Origin of the sequence: Paraburkholderia sp. UCT70 (genome assembly GCF_050434085.1) — a bacterium.
Classification (GTDB): domain Bacteria; phylum Pseudomonadota; class Gammaproteobacteria; order Burkholderiales; family Burkholderiaceae; genus Paraburkholderia; species Paraburkholderia tuberum.
In genome coordinates, this window is sequence record NZ_JBNPVZ010000004.1 from 4137699 (window position 1) to 4154144 (window position 16446).

Sequence of the window (16446 nt, forward strand, 5' to 3'; positions counted from 1 at the left end):
TATGTGTCAATTACCTTTCAAATCCTACCGCGGCTCGCGGAATTACAAAGCTTACAATTAGCTTTGGAAGGTGGGTTCGATTCGGCAATTTCGCAGCTGACGTGTCGCTGCACTCCGTCAACTCGCGTTCTAGCCTGCTTTCTTGCGCGGGCGGCGCGATTTGCCAAGGTGGTCGCACATTTCCTCGAACCACTTTTTCATGAAGGTTTGGTCTTCAATCGAAAGTCGCTCGAGCCGCGCCGCGAATTCTAGCCCCACATCGACTGGCCGCGTTGACTCCCCTTGCAAGAGTTCCGCCACAGGCACGGCCAACGCTTCAGCTAGCTCAAACAAACGGGGCAGAGTTGGGAGAGCAGTGCCACGTTCGAATCGGCTGATGGTCTCCACGTGAACGTCTAGCCGCCGAGCCAGATACTCCTGTGAATATCCCCGTTCGATGCGAATTCGAGCGAGCCTAGGCCCGAGTCGATTATTCAATGTGTGGTCTGGAGTCGCTGTCACTACTCAACATTCAGTGTCGTTGGTCAACGCGCATGTTCCCTTCTTCTAGCATTTGATGTAACAACGTGATATGTTGGTAGACAACGTTTTGCGTTGTTATAGTTCCAATCTGAATTTCCTCTGGTCGTTCTGATGCTATTTACTGACAGCAGTTGGGAAGAGCCACATCCCATTAAGAAGAGGCTCATGCAGCCACTTCTTCCGTGGCGCTGCGTTGGATGGTCGGACCTCACGCTGAACTTTTTTGTCGTAGCCTCCTCTGGCGGTGCGGACTGCGCGAGCCCGGACGGTTGGGTGGTGGACGGTGCTGAGGCGCTGATTGAACTGGTATTGCATCTTGGCGATGTAACCTTTTCGGTTCACCTGTTGGGTCGTAATGAGGATGACGCTTCCGTCACGCTCTGCCGGGTAAGCGGATTGTGGACGGAGGTTCAAGCCAAAGATTCGGACGTCGTGCGTTATTGGTATTCAACTACCGACGGGGAGACGAGACCGTGCTCGCCTGTCGCATCCGGTAGGCGCGTTGAGAGGCCACGGTTGGTAAACGTAATGAGCTTCGAGAACGGGTGAGTAAGCGAGATTCGAAATCTACGGCCGGCACCTGAGCAAGCACATCTCGGAAGGACGTGGCCTGTCGTCAAAAATGGGCGTGGAGGTCGCCTCAGTCCTGCGCCCACAGGTAATGAAGTAGCAACACATAGGGATGGCTATGCCGAGGTCCGAAAGTAATACGAGCACCGATGTGCGACAAGTCATGCGCAATGCCGCCGTTGCGGCGATGCTGTCGGACCCAACAGGCGCTGAAGCAAGTCTTTTCCTGTCGAATGCGGAGGTTGGCCGCCTGTTCAAAGCACACCTCATCCAAGTCATTGGCACCGCCACGTTGTCGAACTTGGACCTAAGCTCGACTCGTGAGGAAGACGAGAAGCAAGGGCAGCTGACCAACCGCCGAGCTTCAGAACTTCCGGGGTTGACCGATGTCTCTGCGGCGAACATAGAGCGGTACTCCCTTGTTCTACAAGGAAGGCTGCTTCCCGCTGAGGACTTTTGCAAAGCCGCAGGCATCACTGAGCAGAAGCTAAGCGAAGAAGTTGCGTCGTGCAGAGTGTTTACTGTGGAATTCGAGTCCAAGCAGTATTACCCAATCTTTGCCTTATCGAATCTAGTCGACCGCAGGGATTTCGCGAAGGTCGTACGGCGCTTGGGTGACTCAACCGGTTGGGGCAAATGGAAATTCTTTACGACGCCATCAGAGTCGCTTGGAGGGCTCACGCCACTGAGGCTTCTGATGCGCGAGGAAGTGGAGCGAGCACTAGCTGCAGCCGCAGATTTCAAAGCGCTAAGTGCGACGTTTTTTAGCATCACAAGAACGACACCGGTCTCCGACTAACACCTACCGCCATGAATCCAATCACAACCAATGGAGTACCGCGGCCCTCTCGTCAAAAACGAGAAGCTCTTTCGCCTGAAGAAGCACGGCTGGCACTGATAGACCACGCGATTCATCGTGCAGTTGTCGCTGCCCTCCTATGTGACCCTATAGGCTGGAACGCACTTCTCGAGCTCCCCGCTGAGGAGCTCGGGCGTATGTTTAAGAATCAGCTGTGGAGAGTCATCGGCGTGTCTACGATACTCAACCTAGACCTTCCCGCGTTGCATCAAGAGGGCGAGGATTTACGCAAGCGCATTCGTCGGCAATCGAATTTGCGTACACACGAGGATGCGATACAGAGTGAGTCGGCAAATGCCGAGCTCCACGCTCTCGTGGACCATGGAAAGTTGCTACGTATGGAAGACTACATTGGAGCGGCAGGTGTCACAGAGAAGAAACTGAGCAAATCCCTCGCTTCAGGGAAAGTCTTTAGCGTTGAGCTCGAAGGAGAGGCGTACATCCCTGGATTTTTTCTCTCCCCCACGATTCCTAACAACGACTTTGCGAAAGTCTTACGGAGCCTCGGTGATACGTCCGATTGGAACACGTGGATTTTTTTTACCACACCAATAGAGGCGCTTGGTGGTTCGACGCCGCTTCAATTTCTCGCGATTAACAAGGTCAAGCCGGTGTTGACAGCCGCAAAACAATTCACGAAGCGCTGAGCACAGCTTCTATCGAAGTAATGGAACAGATTCTGGAAGTCGTCCTCCAAAATCTACCGCTACTGTATGTACCAGCGCTCGGAGCCGTCCTCGCTTTGGTGTTGTTACGCATAAAGAAGCGCTATGTGCACCAAGGCTACATTTTCTGGCGCTCAGCGTCTTCCTTGCGCGAGCCTTATCCTTCGCTAACTGCAGAGAGCGACATGCCTACGGAAAATAAAATTGACTTGGACATTACACTACAAAAATTCCATGAACTCGGCTTAGAGGGCGGAGATTTGGGATACGCATATTGGTACAAGGTCGGGCAACTCCTCCAACGAGCAGCCAGCATGCAAGTGCAGATAGATGAGCTCAGAAAAGAGCTGGAGCTGTGCCAAGCGAAGCAACGCAAGAGACACTGAGATGGATACTTCTTCAAGGTAACGGTGCCCAATACTGATACGCAAGTTCCGGCTGACCATATCGTGTTAAGCAGGCTTCTCTCAAAGGTTTTGCGACACGGACCCGAGATGATTGGCATCCGGCTCGACCGTCAGGATTGGGTATCTGTCGATGAGCTGATACGCGCAATAGAACGTACCGCGCATAACGCGAATGCATCGAAGCGACTGAGGACATTGCCGACAGTGACCAGAGACTTCATCCTCGCGGTCGTGGCCACAAACGACAAACAGCGCTTTTCGCTCTCACCGGATGGCCTGCGGATACGCGCGGCACAGGGCCACTCGATAGGCGTGGACCTAGGATATGCCGCAAAGGAACCGCCAGCTGTTCTCTATCACGGCACCGCTTGGAGTAACTGGACGAATATCGCCGTGGAAGGGTTGACGGCTCAAACTAGGCACGCCGTGCATCTAAGCACGGACGTCGCCACAGCGACGCGGGTAGGTGCTCGCCACGGTCAACCATTGATACTGGTCGTGGATGCCGGGCAGATGCACGCTGATGGGTATACCTTCTCCCGCTCGGATAACGGCGTATGGCTTACTCAGGTTGTGCCGGCAGCTTACCTCTCACAGTTCAGACCGTACGAAAGCGAGCCAAAATCGTGAATGTCTGCGCTTATCTCAAACCTCTCAAGATGCGACGAGTGCGAAGGTGCGGGCTAAATCTGCAGCGCGCGAAAGAACTGTTACTCGCTGATACTACGTCTGGTCTCCGAGACGAGAAAGGCCGGTGCGTACGTAGCGAGTTCGAATTTCGCCGAAGCTTCCGACCGCGAACGCGAGCCGAGCTACAACGTAAGCAACATCCTTTCGCCGAGGAGCTGATTGTTCAGAGACCTATCCGCCAAACCGAACGTTAGGTAACGCAGCGGCCTGCGCGTCTCATCATGACATGCCCGTACCGGGAGATTGTGGCTTATCGTCGGAAACGCAAATGATGTAAGACACACGCGAGACTAATCCGGTATTTCCGCGCGCATCGCTTTCCTTGAATTGGCGACGATGCCTTCGTTTGCGAGCCGTTCCCAGCGCTTCGTCAGCAGAACATTCCCGAGAGCGTGCCGCAGCGGCGTACCGACGATAACTTCGGTTATGTAGGGCAATCGGAGCCATGCGTTGAGCAATACGGTCATCGCCTCCCATCGGCGCGCGGTCGGTTCATGGCACGGTTCAGACCAGTACGTGCTAACCTCCGGATTAAATGGCGGCATACGTGTAACGTGATAAAGCTGACGCCGGACCTCACCGTCGCGGGCGAAAAACGCAATAGGAACCTTGCCAGCGCGTTTCCACAACTCGATTGCCTCATAAACTTCGGGGTCGCTTATATCGACGACCCAATACACCCGCGTGTAGCCAAGATACAGACAGATGTTTAAGCTAATAAAGTCACCAGTCCCGACCCACTCGAAAGTGATATATGAATCAGAATGCTCAGTCTCTAGACAGTCAGCCTCCTTGTTCGTCAGCGCGCAAGTCAGCACCGGAGTGCTGTCGGGCAAACCAGACGTCTGCTCTGGCCTCGGCTTGAAAGTCCAGAGCGGGAGCAAAGTGCCGAACTGAAAAAGCTCGTCAATTCCATCAAACATTGTCGCGTCGTTCATCAATATCTCCCAGCCAGATTCGCTTAAATCCAATGGAGCACACTTCATGTGCACCTTCCGTTCGGCTACTGCTGCACACTGCTGTCCTTGAGGACTTCAGAGCACTGCGATAGTCGGCAGTAGGTATAACCAGATTTGATGAGCATGACGACCAATAAAAAGTGGCTGCCATCTCGGGAGATTTGTGGACGCTCAAAAAAAGTACCACAGGTACGGCGAGATTTTCTGATATGTAATTCGCGACGCGCCCGTTCTTCTCGGAAGCAGATAGATATCTCCTGTCGAGGAACGGCTTGTTGCCGTTATCTCCTCAACGTCACCGCGGACAGCTATGTTGACGGTGGACTTCTGAGGTGTGAAACACGCCGCAAGGCGCGTACCTACGGGCGTGCGCTGCTTGCTCCATGGAATCGCGTTGCAGCTGGAGGTTCGCCCAACATCCTGGCCACGCGTCGCTCTGCGCGGTTCGCATCTTGAAAAACAGAACGCAACCTGAATCTGCGCGCCGTGCCCCGCGCGGGCATATCCGTTGCGCATGAACGTTTACACCATTACACATGGAGGACATCATGGGCACATTGGACCCGCAAGGCGCCGCATCGGAAAAGGCGGTGCGGACATTGTCGGCAGCGGCACCGGAGACGGTCCGGGGCCGGAGGTGATGGCCGCAGCGACGCTCGACGGCACACAGGTTGTTTCGTCGGACGGAGAAACTAGAAACAACCGGCGTTACTGCAGGCCATCCCACTGCGATTCCGGCTGAATTTCTGCCGTCGGTAGCGGCGGCATGAATTTCAGTAGCCTTCGAAGGCGTCGGAAGCGCTGGCATCACCGCAGCCGCTGGCAACCGTGAACAAGCCAAACCGCCGCAGTAACTCTCTGCCTTTCAATGTAGGTGGCAGACGGATACGACCTGGGACTGCAGGCAGCAATTTCACCAACTCTGCTCGCAGCAGACTGACCGCGTCAGGGTCAGCGTGCTGTACCGGGTCCGGCCCAGGGTCGCTCGCAATTGCAGGCGTAAGGTCGTCCGGCTTGATGCCAGGCGCCTTAATACGGCGACGGAGATAAGCAACTATGCTATCTCGCTTTCTTTCGTCCATGACAGGCCTCACGGTGTGGGACACGCAAAAATTCGAAAGAAAAACTGGGTAGCATATGCCGACGGAACCGGTTTTTTTATGGCTGCGAGGCACCTGAAGCAGCCAGCCAGTCCATAAGCGGCGCGTTACAGCGACTCAAGGGCGTCGAGTCGCACTTGCGCAATCTCGCCCGGATGTTGGCCGCGGTATGCATCGAAGAGCTGTGAGCATAGCTGGGCGAGCGAATCAAGGCCTACGGCCTGGTCTGCGTGGTCGACCTCGCCTGCGCTGAGTATGTCGTCGAGAACCGGGGCGAGACGGCGTAGTCGCACGAACGTGGCGGCCTCAAGTTTCATATTGAACCTCCTGTGGCCAGGCGGTGGAGAGCACCCTGAGACCGCCTGTGTTCTGGGGATGCTTTAGCGAGTCCGAGTCCAACATACATTAACTCCAGCGCGTGTCAGGCGCCTGTGCGGGCTTTGACCAGCTCGCTGGCGAGAATCATTGCGTCTCTGTTAAGTGGTATGACTCGTCCGCGGACTCGGGGACGGTAGACCGAGTCGCCCAGATTGATATGCTTGCCGGATAGGGCGCAACACCCTGACGCGCGAGCGAGATACGCCGACCAGACCTGCTCTTCGTAGTTGCAAAGGGTCGCGTCATGCCAGCGCAGCACGAAGAGATAATTGGACAGTTTCTCAACGACGGTCACAGTGAAGGGGCGCACGTCGCCGCCGCCCGTCTGCAGCGGACGGAACGGCTCGCCCGTGGAGCGGGGGCGGCCGGACACGTCCGGAGTAGTTCGCATCGGGTCTGGCGGGGAAGAAAATCGATGGATGGCTGCGAGCGTCGATGCCCAGGGGTCCATGCCATTCGGCGACGAAGTGCCGCAAGCGGACTTTGACTGGGCGAGCTGGCCCGGCCGGTGCGCCGACGGATAAGGGCCTGAAGGCAGCGCGGGGACAATAGACGTAAGATTGGAGCCACTCTCTGACAGCATGTCAGAGCCCGTATTCGGTTCAGCGTTCAACATCGTGTTCCTCCCTTTAGCACTGTTTCCGGTGGCTGCGCTTTCTTCGAAAATGCGGTACTCCTCGATGGAGGCTGGAATGGCTCTCCATTGGCGGCATATCGAAGTGACCAGTCAAGGCGATTGGGCCTTACTGTGACTGTGCAGTCGAAGCAGTTCGAGCAGGCGCGAGGCTGCGACTGGCTTTCTGAGAAACGCCGACACCTGCAGGTGGGCCGGTGGTGTCGCCACCGCTGAGTTTAGAAGGACAGGAATAGTTGCGAAGTCCGGCTCGGCCGCGAGCGCACCTATGAGGGTGGGCCCGTCCATGACCGGCATCATGAAATCCGAAACCACGATGTCAGGGCGCCTTCGGCGTGGTGCCTGCAGTGCCTCATCTCCGTTCAACGCAGTCGTTACTTCGTAACCTTCTCCGCAAATCAACGTTTCAAGCGCCTGAAGCAGGCTCATGTCGTCATCGACCAGTAACACCATCCCATGACCCGCCCCCGAAGCGGTGGTCTTTCACTTCGTCTGTTTGCCGGCGACAGCTATTCCGCTGCTCCCACGCGTTGAAAGCAGTCCGTTGGACGGGAGCGTTCTCGCGGCAGCTGACGCCGCCAACAGCACAGTCTGTGTTTCCGTCTTCATCAGGTGCGCATGCTTGCCCGGTGGGCGCAGCCTGACTCGCGCGCATTACCGCGACAAGCGATGGCCGACATTCCGACGCTGACTTTTCGCCTGCGAGCATTTTCGGTTCAAACGCCCCTAGCAGAGACTCTGGGACCGCGTCGCTTAGCGCCTGCGACAGACGGTCGAGCGTCTGTTTTTCTTCCGTCGTCGAGAGCGGCTGCCAACAGCGCCGCGAGTTCTTCCGTCAGTGCGGTGGCAATCGGCGCGAGCTGTGTTTTGAGGCCTTCGCGTAGAGTCGGAATTCCCGATGAGGTGATGCTCCTCAATGCAGACTTGCGCTTTGCGGCCGTTGGTGGCTCCCCAAGGTCTTTCGGTAGCGTGCATCCGCGCGGTGCGACAGTGCCGGGAGCCGTTGAAATAGCAACGACCTGCACAACAGAGCTTCACAGTACGTGGCTAGAGGTCGAATAATCCCTGACTTGCGGCTACTGGATGCATATTGCGGAGAGGTCGACGGTACGGCGATAGATGTTCCTGTCAAGCCACGGCACGAACGTGTACTCCGCATACGCGTTACTGCCGATATATATCCAGTTGTGCAAAACAGCTGACACGATGAATCCTTGAAGACGTTAAAAAAACGAACGGGTCGGGCCACCCCAAAAGGCGATGTTGTGGTCGGGCCGAACCGCGAGCTTTGCACTGTCATAACGGCAACGCTGTCTCGATGAGAGAAGAATAGGTTTTGCCGAATGGCAAATCTACTATACGGTAGGATATGTCGATACGCGTTAGCGTCACCTGGTTATACGGGCGTATAACTGCGCTTAGGAGATTTAACGAGCGGTGTCGAACCGTGCATAGTCCAGTCCTGCCTTGACCCTGAAGGCGATGTTGTCGCCGCGGTTAAGGACTCGGGGTCTGGTATTTGCGAGGAAAAGCTTCCGCGACCTTCGAACCGTTCCTTATGACATGCATTTCCGGCAGGGCGATGGGTCTGCGATTTCCAGTTCTATTCATGCAGCCCATGGTGGGCAAATCTGGGCCCCCAGTCGTTGTTAAGGCGGCGCAACATTCTCATTCAGCCTCTCGCCAGCCCTGGCACAGGAGGTGGTTGCGTCTACAAGGATGCGAAGAGCAGCGTCCGCGTAGCTCTCGCGACCGTTGGGGTCAAGCTGAATCTTGCACTCGCGAATAGGCATCCTGCTTGCGCGCCTACGCTCACGAACCGTATTAATTGAAGACGCGTCCCATGTTGCGTCGCATCAGACCCCGGAGCTGGTCATGAAAACGCTGGATGCAACGTCGCGCGCGGGCGGCGTCGTTGCGGTGGTGGTCCTGTCCGCAACTTTGTCCGGTTGCTACTACTACGTGCCCTACGGCTACGTTCCGTACGGCGAAGTGCCGGCGGCGGCGCCGCAGGAGCAATATCCTTTCTCAATGACCGACGCAGCCGCGACCGGTGCGGCCGCGTCAGATGTAACTGCATCGACGAACACCTATATCGCACCAGCCGCGCCCGTCTTCGTCGTGCCTGCGTATTACCCCGTCGCGTACCCGTACTACGGCTGGCCCGTGTGGTGGGAACCATCGGTGTCACTGAGCTTCGGCTATTGGGGCGGATGCTGTTACGGCGGGGGCCACCACGGCTACTGGGGCCACCACGGCTATTGGGGCCACGGATATCGCGGCGGTTGGGGCGGTCATGGGGGCTGGGGTGGCAACGGATACCCAGGGCGCGGTATGGGCGGCGGCGGCCATTACTGGGGCGGTGGCGGCGGTCACGGGCATGCGCATTGAACGCTAACAGAGATGCGCTCGTGTTCAACAGTTCCCCGACAGCTGAGGCCGTGGGTGAACTGGACGCAGCTCGCCAACGCTCGGCAGCGTCCGGACCGTGCGGTGACCAGTTTCAGCCTCCATTGCATGTCGACGAGTCTTTTCAACACCTCCACTATCAATTCAACCGACGTATGAAGTTAAGCAGAACTATCTGCCAACGGAAGAGCGCGGCCGTCGAAATTTGACTAAAGGCCTTTCTGGCTGGGCTGTCTATTGCCCGCGCGATAGAGAGTGAGGCCAGGCGGCGGCACGTCCGGCGCGATTGAAGCGAAGACCCGGGCTTTTGGGGCTCCGCTGCTTCCATTCGTCCCTGGTTGCATTGTCGACCTTGTCCTTTGCGTCGTATGGGGGGTATTTAAATGCCTGCTGAATGGGTCTGTGGATATATACCTACAAATTAATCTGTAAAACTAAACGTACAGGCAACGCCATTTTAATAATATTTATTACATAAGAAGCATTCTTGGCAGCGCCGCGAACTTCGCGTAATAAGGATATTGAATGAATGTGCTCGTCGTCGACGATAATGAGTTCGTCGCGGACAGTCTGGCTTTCCTGCTGGACTGCATTGGTCACCGCGCCGTTATGGCGCACGACGGGGAGACTGCGCTGGAACTGCTCCATGCCGGCGCTTTCGAACTCGTTTTCCTGGACGAAAACCTCCCCGACATCAACGGCAGTGCCGTCGCGCTGTCGCTGCTGGACAGGCCAGTCTTCCCCCGGCCCTTTGTTGCCTCCATGACGGGTGACAGCGATAGCAACGAAGAGTTTGCCCGGCTCTTCGATGTGTGTCTGCAAAAGCCCTTCTCCCTCGAAGCACTCATGCAAGTCATCGAACATGCTCGCTGCAACAGCGATGCGAGCGCTCTCCTGGCCGCCTAGGCATTGCTTGCTGTCTGCTGCGGCGACGCCGGCGGTCGAGCGGGTATCCCACAGAGAAATTGATAATGACCGGCGTCAGACGAGAATGCTTCTCGCGCTGCCAGTCCCAATGGAATACCCCGCCGCATCAGCGCGGGGCGCTTTGACCTTTCTTCCTCGCTATCGAAAATTTCAAGGACACCGGCGCGACTATAAGCTTGTTGTCCGGGGTAATCGTCACGCTTGCCGTACAGCTCGCGCATGGCGTCTTCCTGCTCTTTGCCATTCGCATGACCCCACAATTCGAAAGCCCTTATAGCGCTCGCTTTGCATTCATGTTCACGCGCTTCGAACTCAAAGCTTTGTCATTTCTCCGGGCCAAATGGGCGTGAAAATGTCATTCGTTCCATCTTGAAGAGCTTAAACGTTGCATCGCATATACGAGCAATTATTTTCTATTTGACATTGGTGTGCTGGCGAAGGAATAGTTGTGCTAGCAATTATCTTCGAGCCCGGCTGCGATACAGCCGTCCGAGGGGCAATCATCTGAGAGAAGTTGGACAAGATGAATCGCCATACTCAAAGTATCGGTCATCTCGAGCGCAGTGCCGAGAATGACCGGCGGCTGGCCGCCCGCCTTGACGGGGTATTGAAACAGGCCGGCATCAGTTCGACACGCGCGGCAAAGTGGCTGGGCGTTAGGGAATACGACGTGCAATATTGGCGAAGCGGAATTGCCGTCCCTCCGCTGAACGCTTGCATGCGTCTCGGCGCCATCTTCCATCTCGATGTGCACTGGCTTTGCACTGGGCAGCCTCAGGTCGCCTGATTCGCATCTCGTGGGAATTACGGACCAAGGGAGTTTCTCTTCCGTATCCCGCGAGCAACTTGAGGACAAAACTCCGGACATCGAACACTACAGAAGGAAATACAATGTTGTCCCAAAGTATTCTGATTGTTGAAGACGAACCCGCTATTGCCGAACTATTGACCGTCCACACAAAGTATGCAGGCTACCATCCGCTGCCAGCACGGGATGTCGAAGGAGCGAACGCGCTGGTATCGGAACGGTTGCCCGACCTCATCGTCCTGGACTGGATGCTACCCGGCACATCTGGCCTGTCCTTCCTGCGCAGGCTGCGTGCAGACTCGCGTACGAGGGAGGTGCCGGTCATCATGCTGACGGCATGCACCGAAGAACGCGACCTGCTGGACGGTCTGGAGGCTGGTGCCGACGACTACATGTCCAAGCCATTCTCCCCGAAGGAACTGATGGCTCGTATCGGAGCGGTCCTGCGACGGCGCGCCCCCGAGCTTGCCAACCACGCAGTGACGGTAAATGGCCTGACGCTCGACCCTTCAACCCGGCGTGTCTACGTCGAAGACGATGGTGCGCAGCTTCCAGTGCGTCTTGGCCCGACGGAGTTCAATCTTCTGCATTTTTTTCTCACGCACCCGGAGCGCGTCCACAGCCGGACCCTGCTTCTGGACCAGGTCTGGGGCAACCATGTGTTTATTGAGGAGCGCACGGTCGACGTCCATATCAAACGACTTCGCTCGGCGCTGAAACCAGTCAGCTATGAAAGCATCATCGAAACGGTGCGTGGAAGCGGCTACATGCTTTCCCGGACCTCCCCGTCTCAGCGCACGGAGACTGCGATATAGGCAACGAGATTGCCGTGGCACACCGCGCTGCCATCGCGGCGCGATATACACCGCAAACGGAACAAGGGCCTACTGAACCGCTCCGCGCGTACCTACATCATCACCAGCTACGCATATGGCTATAAACTCGCGACGCACGGCGAAGCATTCGAGCATCATCGTTCTGCAAGCGCGTCATCAATAAGCCGTTGGGCGGCACTAAACCCCGCCATCAGGCCTTCAGCTTCGGTGGCGAAAGTCCGTTCGCCTTCGTCAGAGAGCTGCGCCGGGGGAAACTCGCGTCCGGACAGCCGGTGTCGCACAGCAACCTTCACCACAAGACCTCCCGACGCGACTACCGAGCCCGCGACGATAACGGTGGGCACCGACCCGACTTCAATGGTCGCCTCGAAGCCCCGATAATCATATGCACGCCGCATAGCAACCTCTCGTGACGATTAGCGCATTCATAGATAGTCACGCAATATGGGTCCGCTCGCCGGTCTCTAGAGTCGCTCGTTCCGAGTGAACGACGGTTTCGGCACCGCCTCCCCGTCAATACGAGCCTTGGCGTACGCGATGGCGAATTTGAGCGCGGCCTTCTCCGAGGCAAAATAGGCGAGTATGCCGAATGCGCTGCGCTTTCCGGTAGGGCTGGTGACAAACGCGCTTGCCGCATACCCTGGCACCGACATCGAGGCGAGAGGCACGATGACGTGTTCTGAGGTTGACCCGGTTCGACGGACGGATTTGCAGCCTGCGATTTGATGCGATCTAACCTCCGTTGAGTGTTGAGTCGCGGGTTGTCCACGGGCGGGCGGCGGGGCGCCTCTCACGACCATGACGCTGCCCGCCGGTGGACAACCCGCAAGGCGATACGGTTTGCCTTTTAACGTTGAGGTTTTCGAATTCAAGCGGCGAACGATAGCCAATGCCGCTGTGTAAGCGGCGTACGTTGTACCAGCCCTCCAGGAACCAGAAGATGCGTTGCCGGGCCTGTTCACGAGTCGCAAAGAGTTCTCGCGAGAGTAGCTCCGCTTCAAGCGTGCCGAAGAACGATTCGCACATCGCGTTGTCGTACGCGTCGCCGGCCGTCCCCATCGACGGTTGCACACCGGCTTCGCGGCAGCGCCGTCCGAATGCAATAGAGGTGTATTGGCATCCCTGGTCCGAATGTAGAATTACGCCCTCGTGGCGTCGCTGCAGCAACGCCATATCGAGTGCGCGCAGCATCAGTTCGGTGTACAGATGGCTTGACATCGCCCAGCCTACAATTCGGCGACTGAACACGTCGAGGACTACGGCCAGATACAGAAACCCCTCGCCAGTCGGGATGTAGGTGGCGTCCGCCACCCACAGCATGTTTGTCGCCTCCGCGCAGAAGTGCCGACGCACCAGATCCGGAGCGCGCCGAGCCCCCGCGCGTTGCCGCGTGGTGTGTGGCCAGCGCCGCCGGCTCGCACCATGCAGGCCGGCCAGGTGCATCAGACGTGCGACCCGCTTGCATCCCACATGCACGCCTTCCCACGCGAGCTGCGCATGGATACGTGGCGCCCCATATGTGCCGCGTGAATTCGCATGCAGCGTGCGGATGCGCTCGAGCAGTTGCGCATCGCTACACGAGCGTTTCGATGGCTCACGCACCAGCCATGCGTAGTAGCCGCTCGCGGAGACCCTGAGCAGCCGTGCCATCGTGGCAATGGGCCACCTGGCCCGGTTCGCTCTCATGAATCCGTACCGCCCTTCGGCGGAACGGCTCCCGTCTCCCTCGCGAACCAGGCCGCGGCCTGCGAGAGAATGTCCCTTTCCATCTTCAGTTGCCGGTTCTCGCGACGCAACCGTGTGAGTTCCTGCCGCTCGGCCGTGGTCAGCCCGTCGTGACGCACACCCGCATCGCGATCGGCCTGCGCGACCCAGTTGTTGATCGTCTGTTCGGTCGGCTCGAACTCGCGCGCCAGATCCTCAGGCGTTCTTCCGGCCTTAACCAGCTCGACCATGTGAGCCCGGAATTCCACAGGGTATGGGGTACGATGCCTGCCCATTTTCGACACCTCCTGATCAAAAGCATAGGTGTCCGTTTTCGCGGGTCAACTTCAGTTCTTTGTGATGGATTGGCTTGGACTCCATGCCGTGCCTCGGGTATATGCGATGTGTCAGTCTAAAACGTCGCAGCGCTTCGTTATGTTCGGAGTGTTACGTTCGCGGGCAATCCCGACGGTCAATGAATTGGATTTCTGTTGCCCGGAAAATAAGTCCGCCCCGACGGGGCGGGCTAAATGACATTTCTAGGATGTCAAAGGACCGTGTTGCAGGTTCAGTCTAACGGCGATGCGCACGGCACGCATGCGGGCCAGCAATTCGATACGGACTGGAGAACCTTTGGCAGGCGTCGGATGAGGCTGCGCTCAACACGAGGCTTTCCAAAAGATGTCATGCAGCAAGTGGCGGGGGCGACCCGGCTCGCTGTTGACAACAACATGAGCGTCAGGGCGCGCATCGTCGAAATCGTCTTCAGACAGGAGAATGCCTATGACATTACTATCGGGACGACGCTTGCCGATGACCGCATTTGTGCGCCGCAAACGGAAGCTGCGATTGCAGCGGTGATGTGCTTGCTGCCGGTCCAGGTGGACATGTTTGTTCAGTCGGTGACACAGGAAGAAGTCGACCTGCACTTCGATGCGTACGAACGGATGCTTGCTGAAAAGCTGGGAGTCGTGCCACCCGTCCAATAACCGAAGATGGCGTGCGCCGTGTAAAGGCGGCGTTTTCCCAGTGGGTGTAAGCCCCACCCGGCAACCGCTCCAGCCGGAAGCAACCGGAGCAGCTATGGAGGTAACGAAATGGCTGAAGCCTTCGGTGTAGCGTGTCACAAATTACGGTGACAGCGCGAGTGTGCAGGCCGTAACACGTGTGAACGCCGAGCAAGCCTCGAAAAGGTCGATGCGCAGGCCGACCCGACTGCCATTACGGGGAAGGCTGATACGGCTGGGTGAATGAGCAGGCAGGACATCCAGTCGCTGCGCCGGGGTAGTGGCGACAGCATGCACACAAGGGAAGCGCACGCAACACGGGAAGCCCCCTGGCGTGGTCAGGGATGACCAACCGGACGCCCGTGAGGGACAGGCCGGGCGCCTTGGGGTGACGGAGAGGCCCGTAGTACCGCTGAAGCCGGGTAATGCCGGTGGAGGAAAGGGGCCTCAGTTCAAGACAAACGCAACACGTAGTGAGGGACCTGGAGATTGGGAAACCTATCAACTCCGATCAGTGTTCAGAAGCTGCAGATGGCGTTACACGCGAAAGCGAAGGCAGAAGCCGGGTACCGCTTCTATGCTCTGTACGACAAGATCTATCGTGAGGATGTGCTGGCGCATGCGTACGCCCAGTGCCGCTCGAACAGGGGCGCCCCGGGTGTCGATCGGCAAGACTTCACGGAGGTCGAAGCGTATGGGGTGCAGAAATGGCTTGGCGAACTGGCGCTTGCGCTCAGGCAGGAGACTTACCGGCCGGACCCTATCAGACGAGTGTTTATCCCGAAGGCCAATGGCAAGCTGAGGCCACTGGGCATCTCGACCTTGCGAGATCGGGTGTGCATGACAGCAGCGATGCTGGTGCTCGAACCGATCTTCGAAGCTGACCTCCCACCAGAGCAGTACGCTTACCGCCCGGGGCGAAATGCCCAGCAAGCGGTGATCGAGGTGGAAGAGCGGCTGCATAGAGGGCAAACGGACGTCGTAGACGCCGACCTCGCGGACTACTTCGGAAGTATTCCCCACGCCGATTTGATGTTGTCGCTCGCGCGACGCATCGTGGATCGGCGCGTGCTGCATCTGATCAGGATGTGGTTGGAGTGCTCCGTTGAAGAAACCGATCACCGAGGCCGGAAGACACGTACGACCGAGGCCAAGGACAGCAGGCGCGGCATTCCGCAAGGCTCACCCATCTCACCACTGCTGGCGAATATCTACATGCGCCGGTTTGTGTTGGCATGGAAGAAGCTCGGGCTTGAGCGAAGTCTTGGCAGTCGAATCGTGACCTACGCGGACGATCTGGTGATCCTGTGCAAGCGAGGCAAAGCTGAAGAAGCGTTGTCTCGACTGCGCGAGATCATGAGCAAGCTGAAGCTGACGGTCAACGAGGAGAAGACACAACTTTGTGCGGTTCCGGAAGGGGAATTCGATTTCCTGGGTTACACGTTTGGGCGGATGTACTCAGCGACGACTGGTCAGGCCCGCATGGGCATGCGTCCGTCGAAGAAGAGTATCCGGCGCATGGTTGAGAAGGTTCATGCGCTGACCGCCGCTTCTATGACGTGGCTGGACACCACGGAGCTGGTTGGCAAGTTGAATCGCATGCTACGCGGCTGGGCGAACTACTTTAAGGTAGGGACGTTCAGACGCGCGTACCGGGCGCTCGACAGCTATACCGCTGCGCGGTTGCGCCGGTGGTTACGGAACAAGCATAAGGTCAGGCGTCGCCGGGGCGGGAGCTATCCACTCCAGCACCTCTACGGGCACTTCGGTCTCGTACGCCTGACGGGCCCTTGGCTGTAACTTGCCGTGTACGAAGGCGTGATGTCTTGTCCGAGAGCCGGATGCGGGAAATCTGCATGTCCGGTTCGATGAGCGGGGTGTGAAAACGGAGCAACGGTGAGGTTATTCGGGCACCGCCAGACGAAAGAGGCGGCAACAGACAAACCCAGCCTAACGCCACCGCGTCACATC

The 16446-nt window shown here is 57.5% G+C and carries 17 protein-coding genes and 2 pseudogenes; 11 read left to right on the top strand and 8 right to left on the bottom strand.

Features of this window, described 5'->3' with window-relative positions; translation table 11 throughout:
• Positions 1–129 precede the first annotated feature (129 nt).
• A complete protein-coding gene (locus OKW41_RS44775) occupies positions 130–501 on the bottom strand; it encodes a helix-turn-helix domain-containing protein (protein WP_429452621.1) in 372 nt (123 codons plus the stop codon).
• Positions 502–1255: 754 nt separating this feature from the next.
• On the opposite strand from OKW41_RS44775, the gene OKW41_RS44780 reads away from it, so the two are divergent.
• The 4 genes from OKW41_RS44780 to OKW41_RS44795 all read left to right on the top strand — a co-directional run bounded on the left by OKW41_RS44780 (position 1256) and on the right by OKW41_RS44795 (position 3653).
• Positions 1256–1891: a hypothetical protein gene (locus OKW41_RS44780; protein WP_429576386.1), complete on the top strand. Its 636-nt coding sequence runs from the start codon at positions 1256–1258 to the stop codon at positions 1889–1891.
• A 197-nt stretch (positions 1892–2088) separates the two neighbouring features.
• Complete coding sequence (locus OKW41_RS44785; RefSeq protein ID WP_429576387.1) at positions 2089–2598, top strand: hypothetical protein; 510 nt, start codon at positions 2089–2091, stop codon at positions 2596–2598.
• Between the two features lie 20 nt (positions 2599–2618).
• Positions 2619–3002, top strand: coding sequence for a hypothetical protein (locus OKW41_RS44790; protein ID WP_429576388.1), 384 nt, complete (start codon positions 2619–2621; stop codon positions 3000–3002).
• Between the two features lie 63 nt (positions 3003–3065).
• On the top strand, positions 3066–3653 hold the full coding sequence (locus OKW41_RS44795) for an RNA 2'-phosphotransferase (RefSeq protein ID WP_429576566.1): 588 nt from the start codon (positions 3066–3068) through the stop codon (positions 3651–3653).
• 350 nt (positions 3654–4003) lie between these two features.
• Here the strand turns inward: OKW41_RS44795 and OKW41_RS44800 are convergent, their stop codons facing one another.
• Complete coding sequence (locus OKW41_RS44800; RefSeq protein WP_429452613.1) at positions 4004–4651, bottom strand: hypothetical protein; 648 nt, start codon at positions 4649–4651, stop codon at positions 4004–4006.
• 569 nt (positions 4652–5220) lie between these two features.
• Between OKW41_RS44800 and OKW41_RS44805 the strand changes: the two are divergent.
• Positions 5221–5363: pseudogene (locus OKW41_RS44805) on the top strand (PRC-barrel domain-containing protein); the annotation flags it as partial.
• Between the two features lie 516 nt (positions 5364–5879).
• Here OKW41_RS44805 and OKW41_RS44810 read toward each other — a convergent pair.
• The 3 genes from OKW41_RS44810 to OKW41_RS44820 all read right to left on the bottom strand — a co-directional run bounded on the left by OKW41_RS44810 (position 5880) and on the right by OKW41_RS44820 (position 7237).
• Positions 5880–6089: a hypothetical protein gene (locus OKW41_RS44810; protein WP_429452611.1), complete on the bottom strand. Its 210-nt coding sequence runs from the start codon at positions 6087–6089 to the stop codon at positions 5880–5882.
• Between the two features lie 104 nt (positions 6090–6193).
• A complete protein-coding gene (locus OKW41_RS44815; protein WP_429576389.1) occupies positions 6194–6766 on the bottom strand; it encodes a DUF3331 domain-containing protein in 573 nt (190 codons plus the stop codon).
• Positions 6767–6877: 111 nt separating this feature from the next.
• Positions 6878–7237, bottom strand: a complete 360-nt coding sequence (locus OKW41_RS44820; protein WP_429576390.1) for a response regulator — start codon at positions 7235–7237, stop codon at positions 6878–6880.
• Positions 7238–8659: 1422 nt separating this feature from the next.
• Here OKW41_RS44820 and OKW41_RS44825 point away from each other — a divergent pair.
• A complete protein-coding gene (locus OKW41_RS44825) occupies positions 8660–9175 on the top strand; it encodes a hypothetical protein (RefSeq protein WP_429576391.1) in 516 nt (171 codons plus the stop codon).
• A gap of 543 nt (positions 9176–9718) precedes the next feature.
• Positions 9719–10099 (top strand): response regulator, encoded by a 381-nt coding sequence (locus OKW41_RS44830; RefSeq protein ID WP_429452605.1) that lies wholly within the window; start codon positions 9719–9721, stop codon positions 10097–10099.
• Here the strand turns inward: OKW41_RS44830 and OKW41_RS44835 are convergent.
• On the bottom strand, positions 10096–10341 hold the full coding sequence (locus tag OKW41_RS44835; RefSeq protein ID WP_429452603.1) for a hypothetical protein: 246 nt from the start codon (positions 10339–10341) through the stop codon (positions 10096–10098). The two genes, OKW41_RS44830 and OKW41_RS44835, sit on opposite strands and share 4 nt — an antisense overlap.
• Before the next feature lie 302 nt (positions 10342–10643).
• On the opposite strand from OKW41_RS44835, the gene OKW41_RS44840 reads away from it, so the two are divergent.
• Positions 10644–10907 (top strand): XRE family transcriptional regulator, encoded by a 264-nt coding sequence (locus tag OKW41_RS44840; RefSeq protein WP_429454572.1) that lies wholly within the window; start codon positions 10644–10646, stop codon positions 10905–10907.
• 107 nt (positions 10908–11014) lie between these two features.
• The gene (gene phoB, locus OKW41_RS44845) at positions 11015–11743 is read left to right on the top strand and encodes a phosphate regulon transcriptional regulator PhoB (RefSeq protein WP_429576567.1); all 729 of its coding nucleotides are present in this window, start codon (positions 11015–11017) and stop codon (positions 11741–11743) included.
• 155 nt (positions 11744–11898) lie between these two features.
• Here the strand turns inward: phoB and OKW41_RS44850 are convergent, their stop codons facing one another.
• Together OKW41_RS44850 and OKW41_RS44855 are read right to left on the bottom strand one after the other, a co-directional pair.
• The gene (locus OKW41_RS44850; protein WP_429452601.1) at positions 11899–12162 is read right to left on the bottom strand and encodes a hypothetical protein; all 264 of its coding nucleotides are present in this window, start codon (positions 12160–12162) and stop codon (positions 11899–11901) included.
• A gap of 463 nt (positions 12163–12625) precedes the next feature.
• A pseudogene (locus OKW41_RS44855) lies at positions 12626–13764 on the bottom strand (IS3 family transposase); the annotation flags it as partial.
• 351 nt (positions 13765–14115) lie between these two features.
• On the opposite strand from OKW41_RS44855, the gene OKW41_RS44860 reads away from it, so the two are divergent.
• Positions 14116–14457 (top strand): hypothetical protein, encoded by a 342-nt coding sequence (locus OKW41_RS44860; protein ID WP_429454568.1) that lies wholly within the window; start codon positions 14116–14118, stop codon positions 14455–14457.
• A gap of 549 nt (positions 14458–15006) precedes the next feature.
• Positions 15007–16275, top strand: coding sequence for a group II intron reverse transcriptase/maturase (gene ltrA / locus OKW41_RS44865; protein ID WP_429571360.1), 1269 nt, complete (start codon positions 15007–15009; stop codon positions 16273–16275).
• Positions 16276–16446: the final 171 nt, after the last annotated feature.

What these genes read in the sequence shown, in the direction of transcription:
- OKW41_RS44820 (WP_429576390.1), bottom strand. Translation starts at nt 7,237, where the DNA reads ATGGTGTTACTGGTCGATGACGACATGAGCCTGCTTCAGGCGCTTGAA.
- OKW41_RS44835 (WP_429452603.1), bottom strand. Translation starts at nt 10,341, where the DNA reads ATGCGCGAGCTGTACGGCAAGCGTGACGATTACCCCGGACAACAAGCT.
- OKW41_RS44780 (WP_429576386.1), top strand. Translation starts at nt 1,256, where the DNA reads ATGCGCAATGCCGCCGTTGCGGCGATGCTGTCGGACCCAACAGGCGCT.
- OKW41_RS44850 (WP_429452601.1), bottom strand. Translation starts at nt 12,162, where the DNA reads ATGCGGCGTGCATATGATTATCGGGGCTTCGAGGCGACCATTGAAGTC.
- OKW41_RS44830 (WP_429452605.1), top strand. Translation starts at nt 9,719, where the DNA reads ATGAATGTGCTCGTCGTCGACGATAATGAGTTCGTCGCGGACAGTCTG.
- OKW41_RS44785 (WP_429576387.1), top strand. Translation starts at nt 2,089, where the DNA reads ATGTTTAAGAATCAGCTGTGGAGAGTCATCGGCGTGTCTACGATACTC.
- OKW41_RS44800 (WP_429452613.1), bottom strand. Translation starts at nt 4,651, where the DNA reads ATGAACGACGCGACAATGTTTGATGGAATTGACGAGCTTTTTCAGTTC.
- OKW41_RS44810 (WP_429452611.1), bottom strand. Translation starts at nt 6,089, where the DNA reads ATGAAACTTGAGGCCGCCACGTTCGTGCGACTACGCCGTCTCGCCCCG.
- OKW41_RS44840 (WP_429454572.1), top strand. Translation starts at nt 10,644, where the DNA reads ATGAATCGCCATACTCAAAGTATCGGTCATCTCGAGCGCAGTGCCGAG.
- ltrA (WP_429571360.1), top strand. Translation starts at nt 15,007, where the DNA reads ATGGCGTTACACGCGAAAGCGAAGGCAGAAGCCGGGTACCGCTTCTAT.
- OKW41_RS44825 (WP_429576391.1), top strand. Translation starts at nt 8,660, where the DNA reads ATGAAAACGCTGGATGCAACGTCGCGCGCGGGCGGCGTCGTTGCGGTG.
- OKW41_RS44790 (WP_429576388.1), top strand. Translation starts at nt 2,619, where the DNA reads ATGGAACAGATTCTGGAAGTCGTCCTCCAAAATCTACCGCTACTGTAT.
- OKW41_RS44860 (WP_429454568.1), top strand. Translation starts at nt 14,116, where the DNA reads ATGAGGCTGCGCTCAACACGAGGCTTTCCAAAAGATGTCATGCAGCAA.
- OKW41_RS44815 (WP_429576389.1), bottom strand. Translation starts at nt 6,766, where the DNA reads ATGTTGAACGCTGAACCGAATACGGGCTCTGACATGCTGTCAGAGAGT.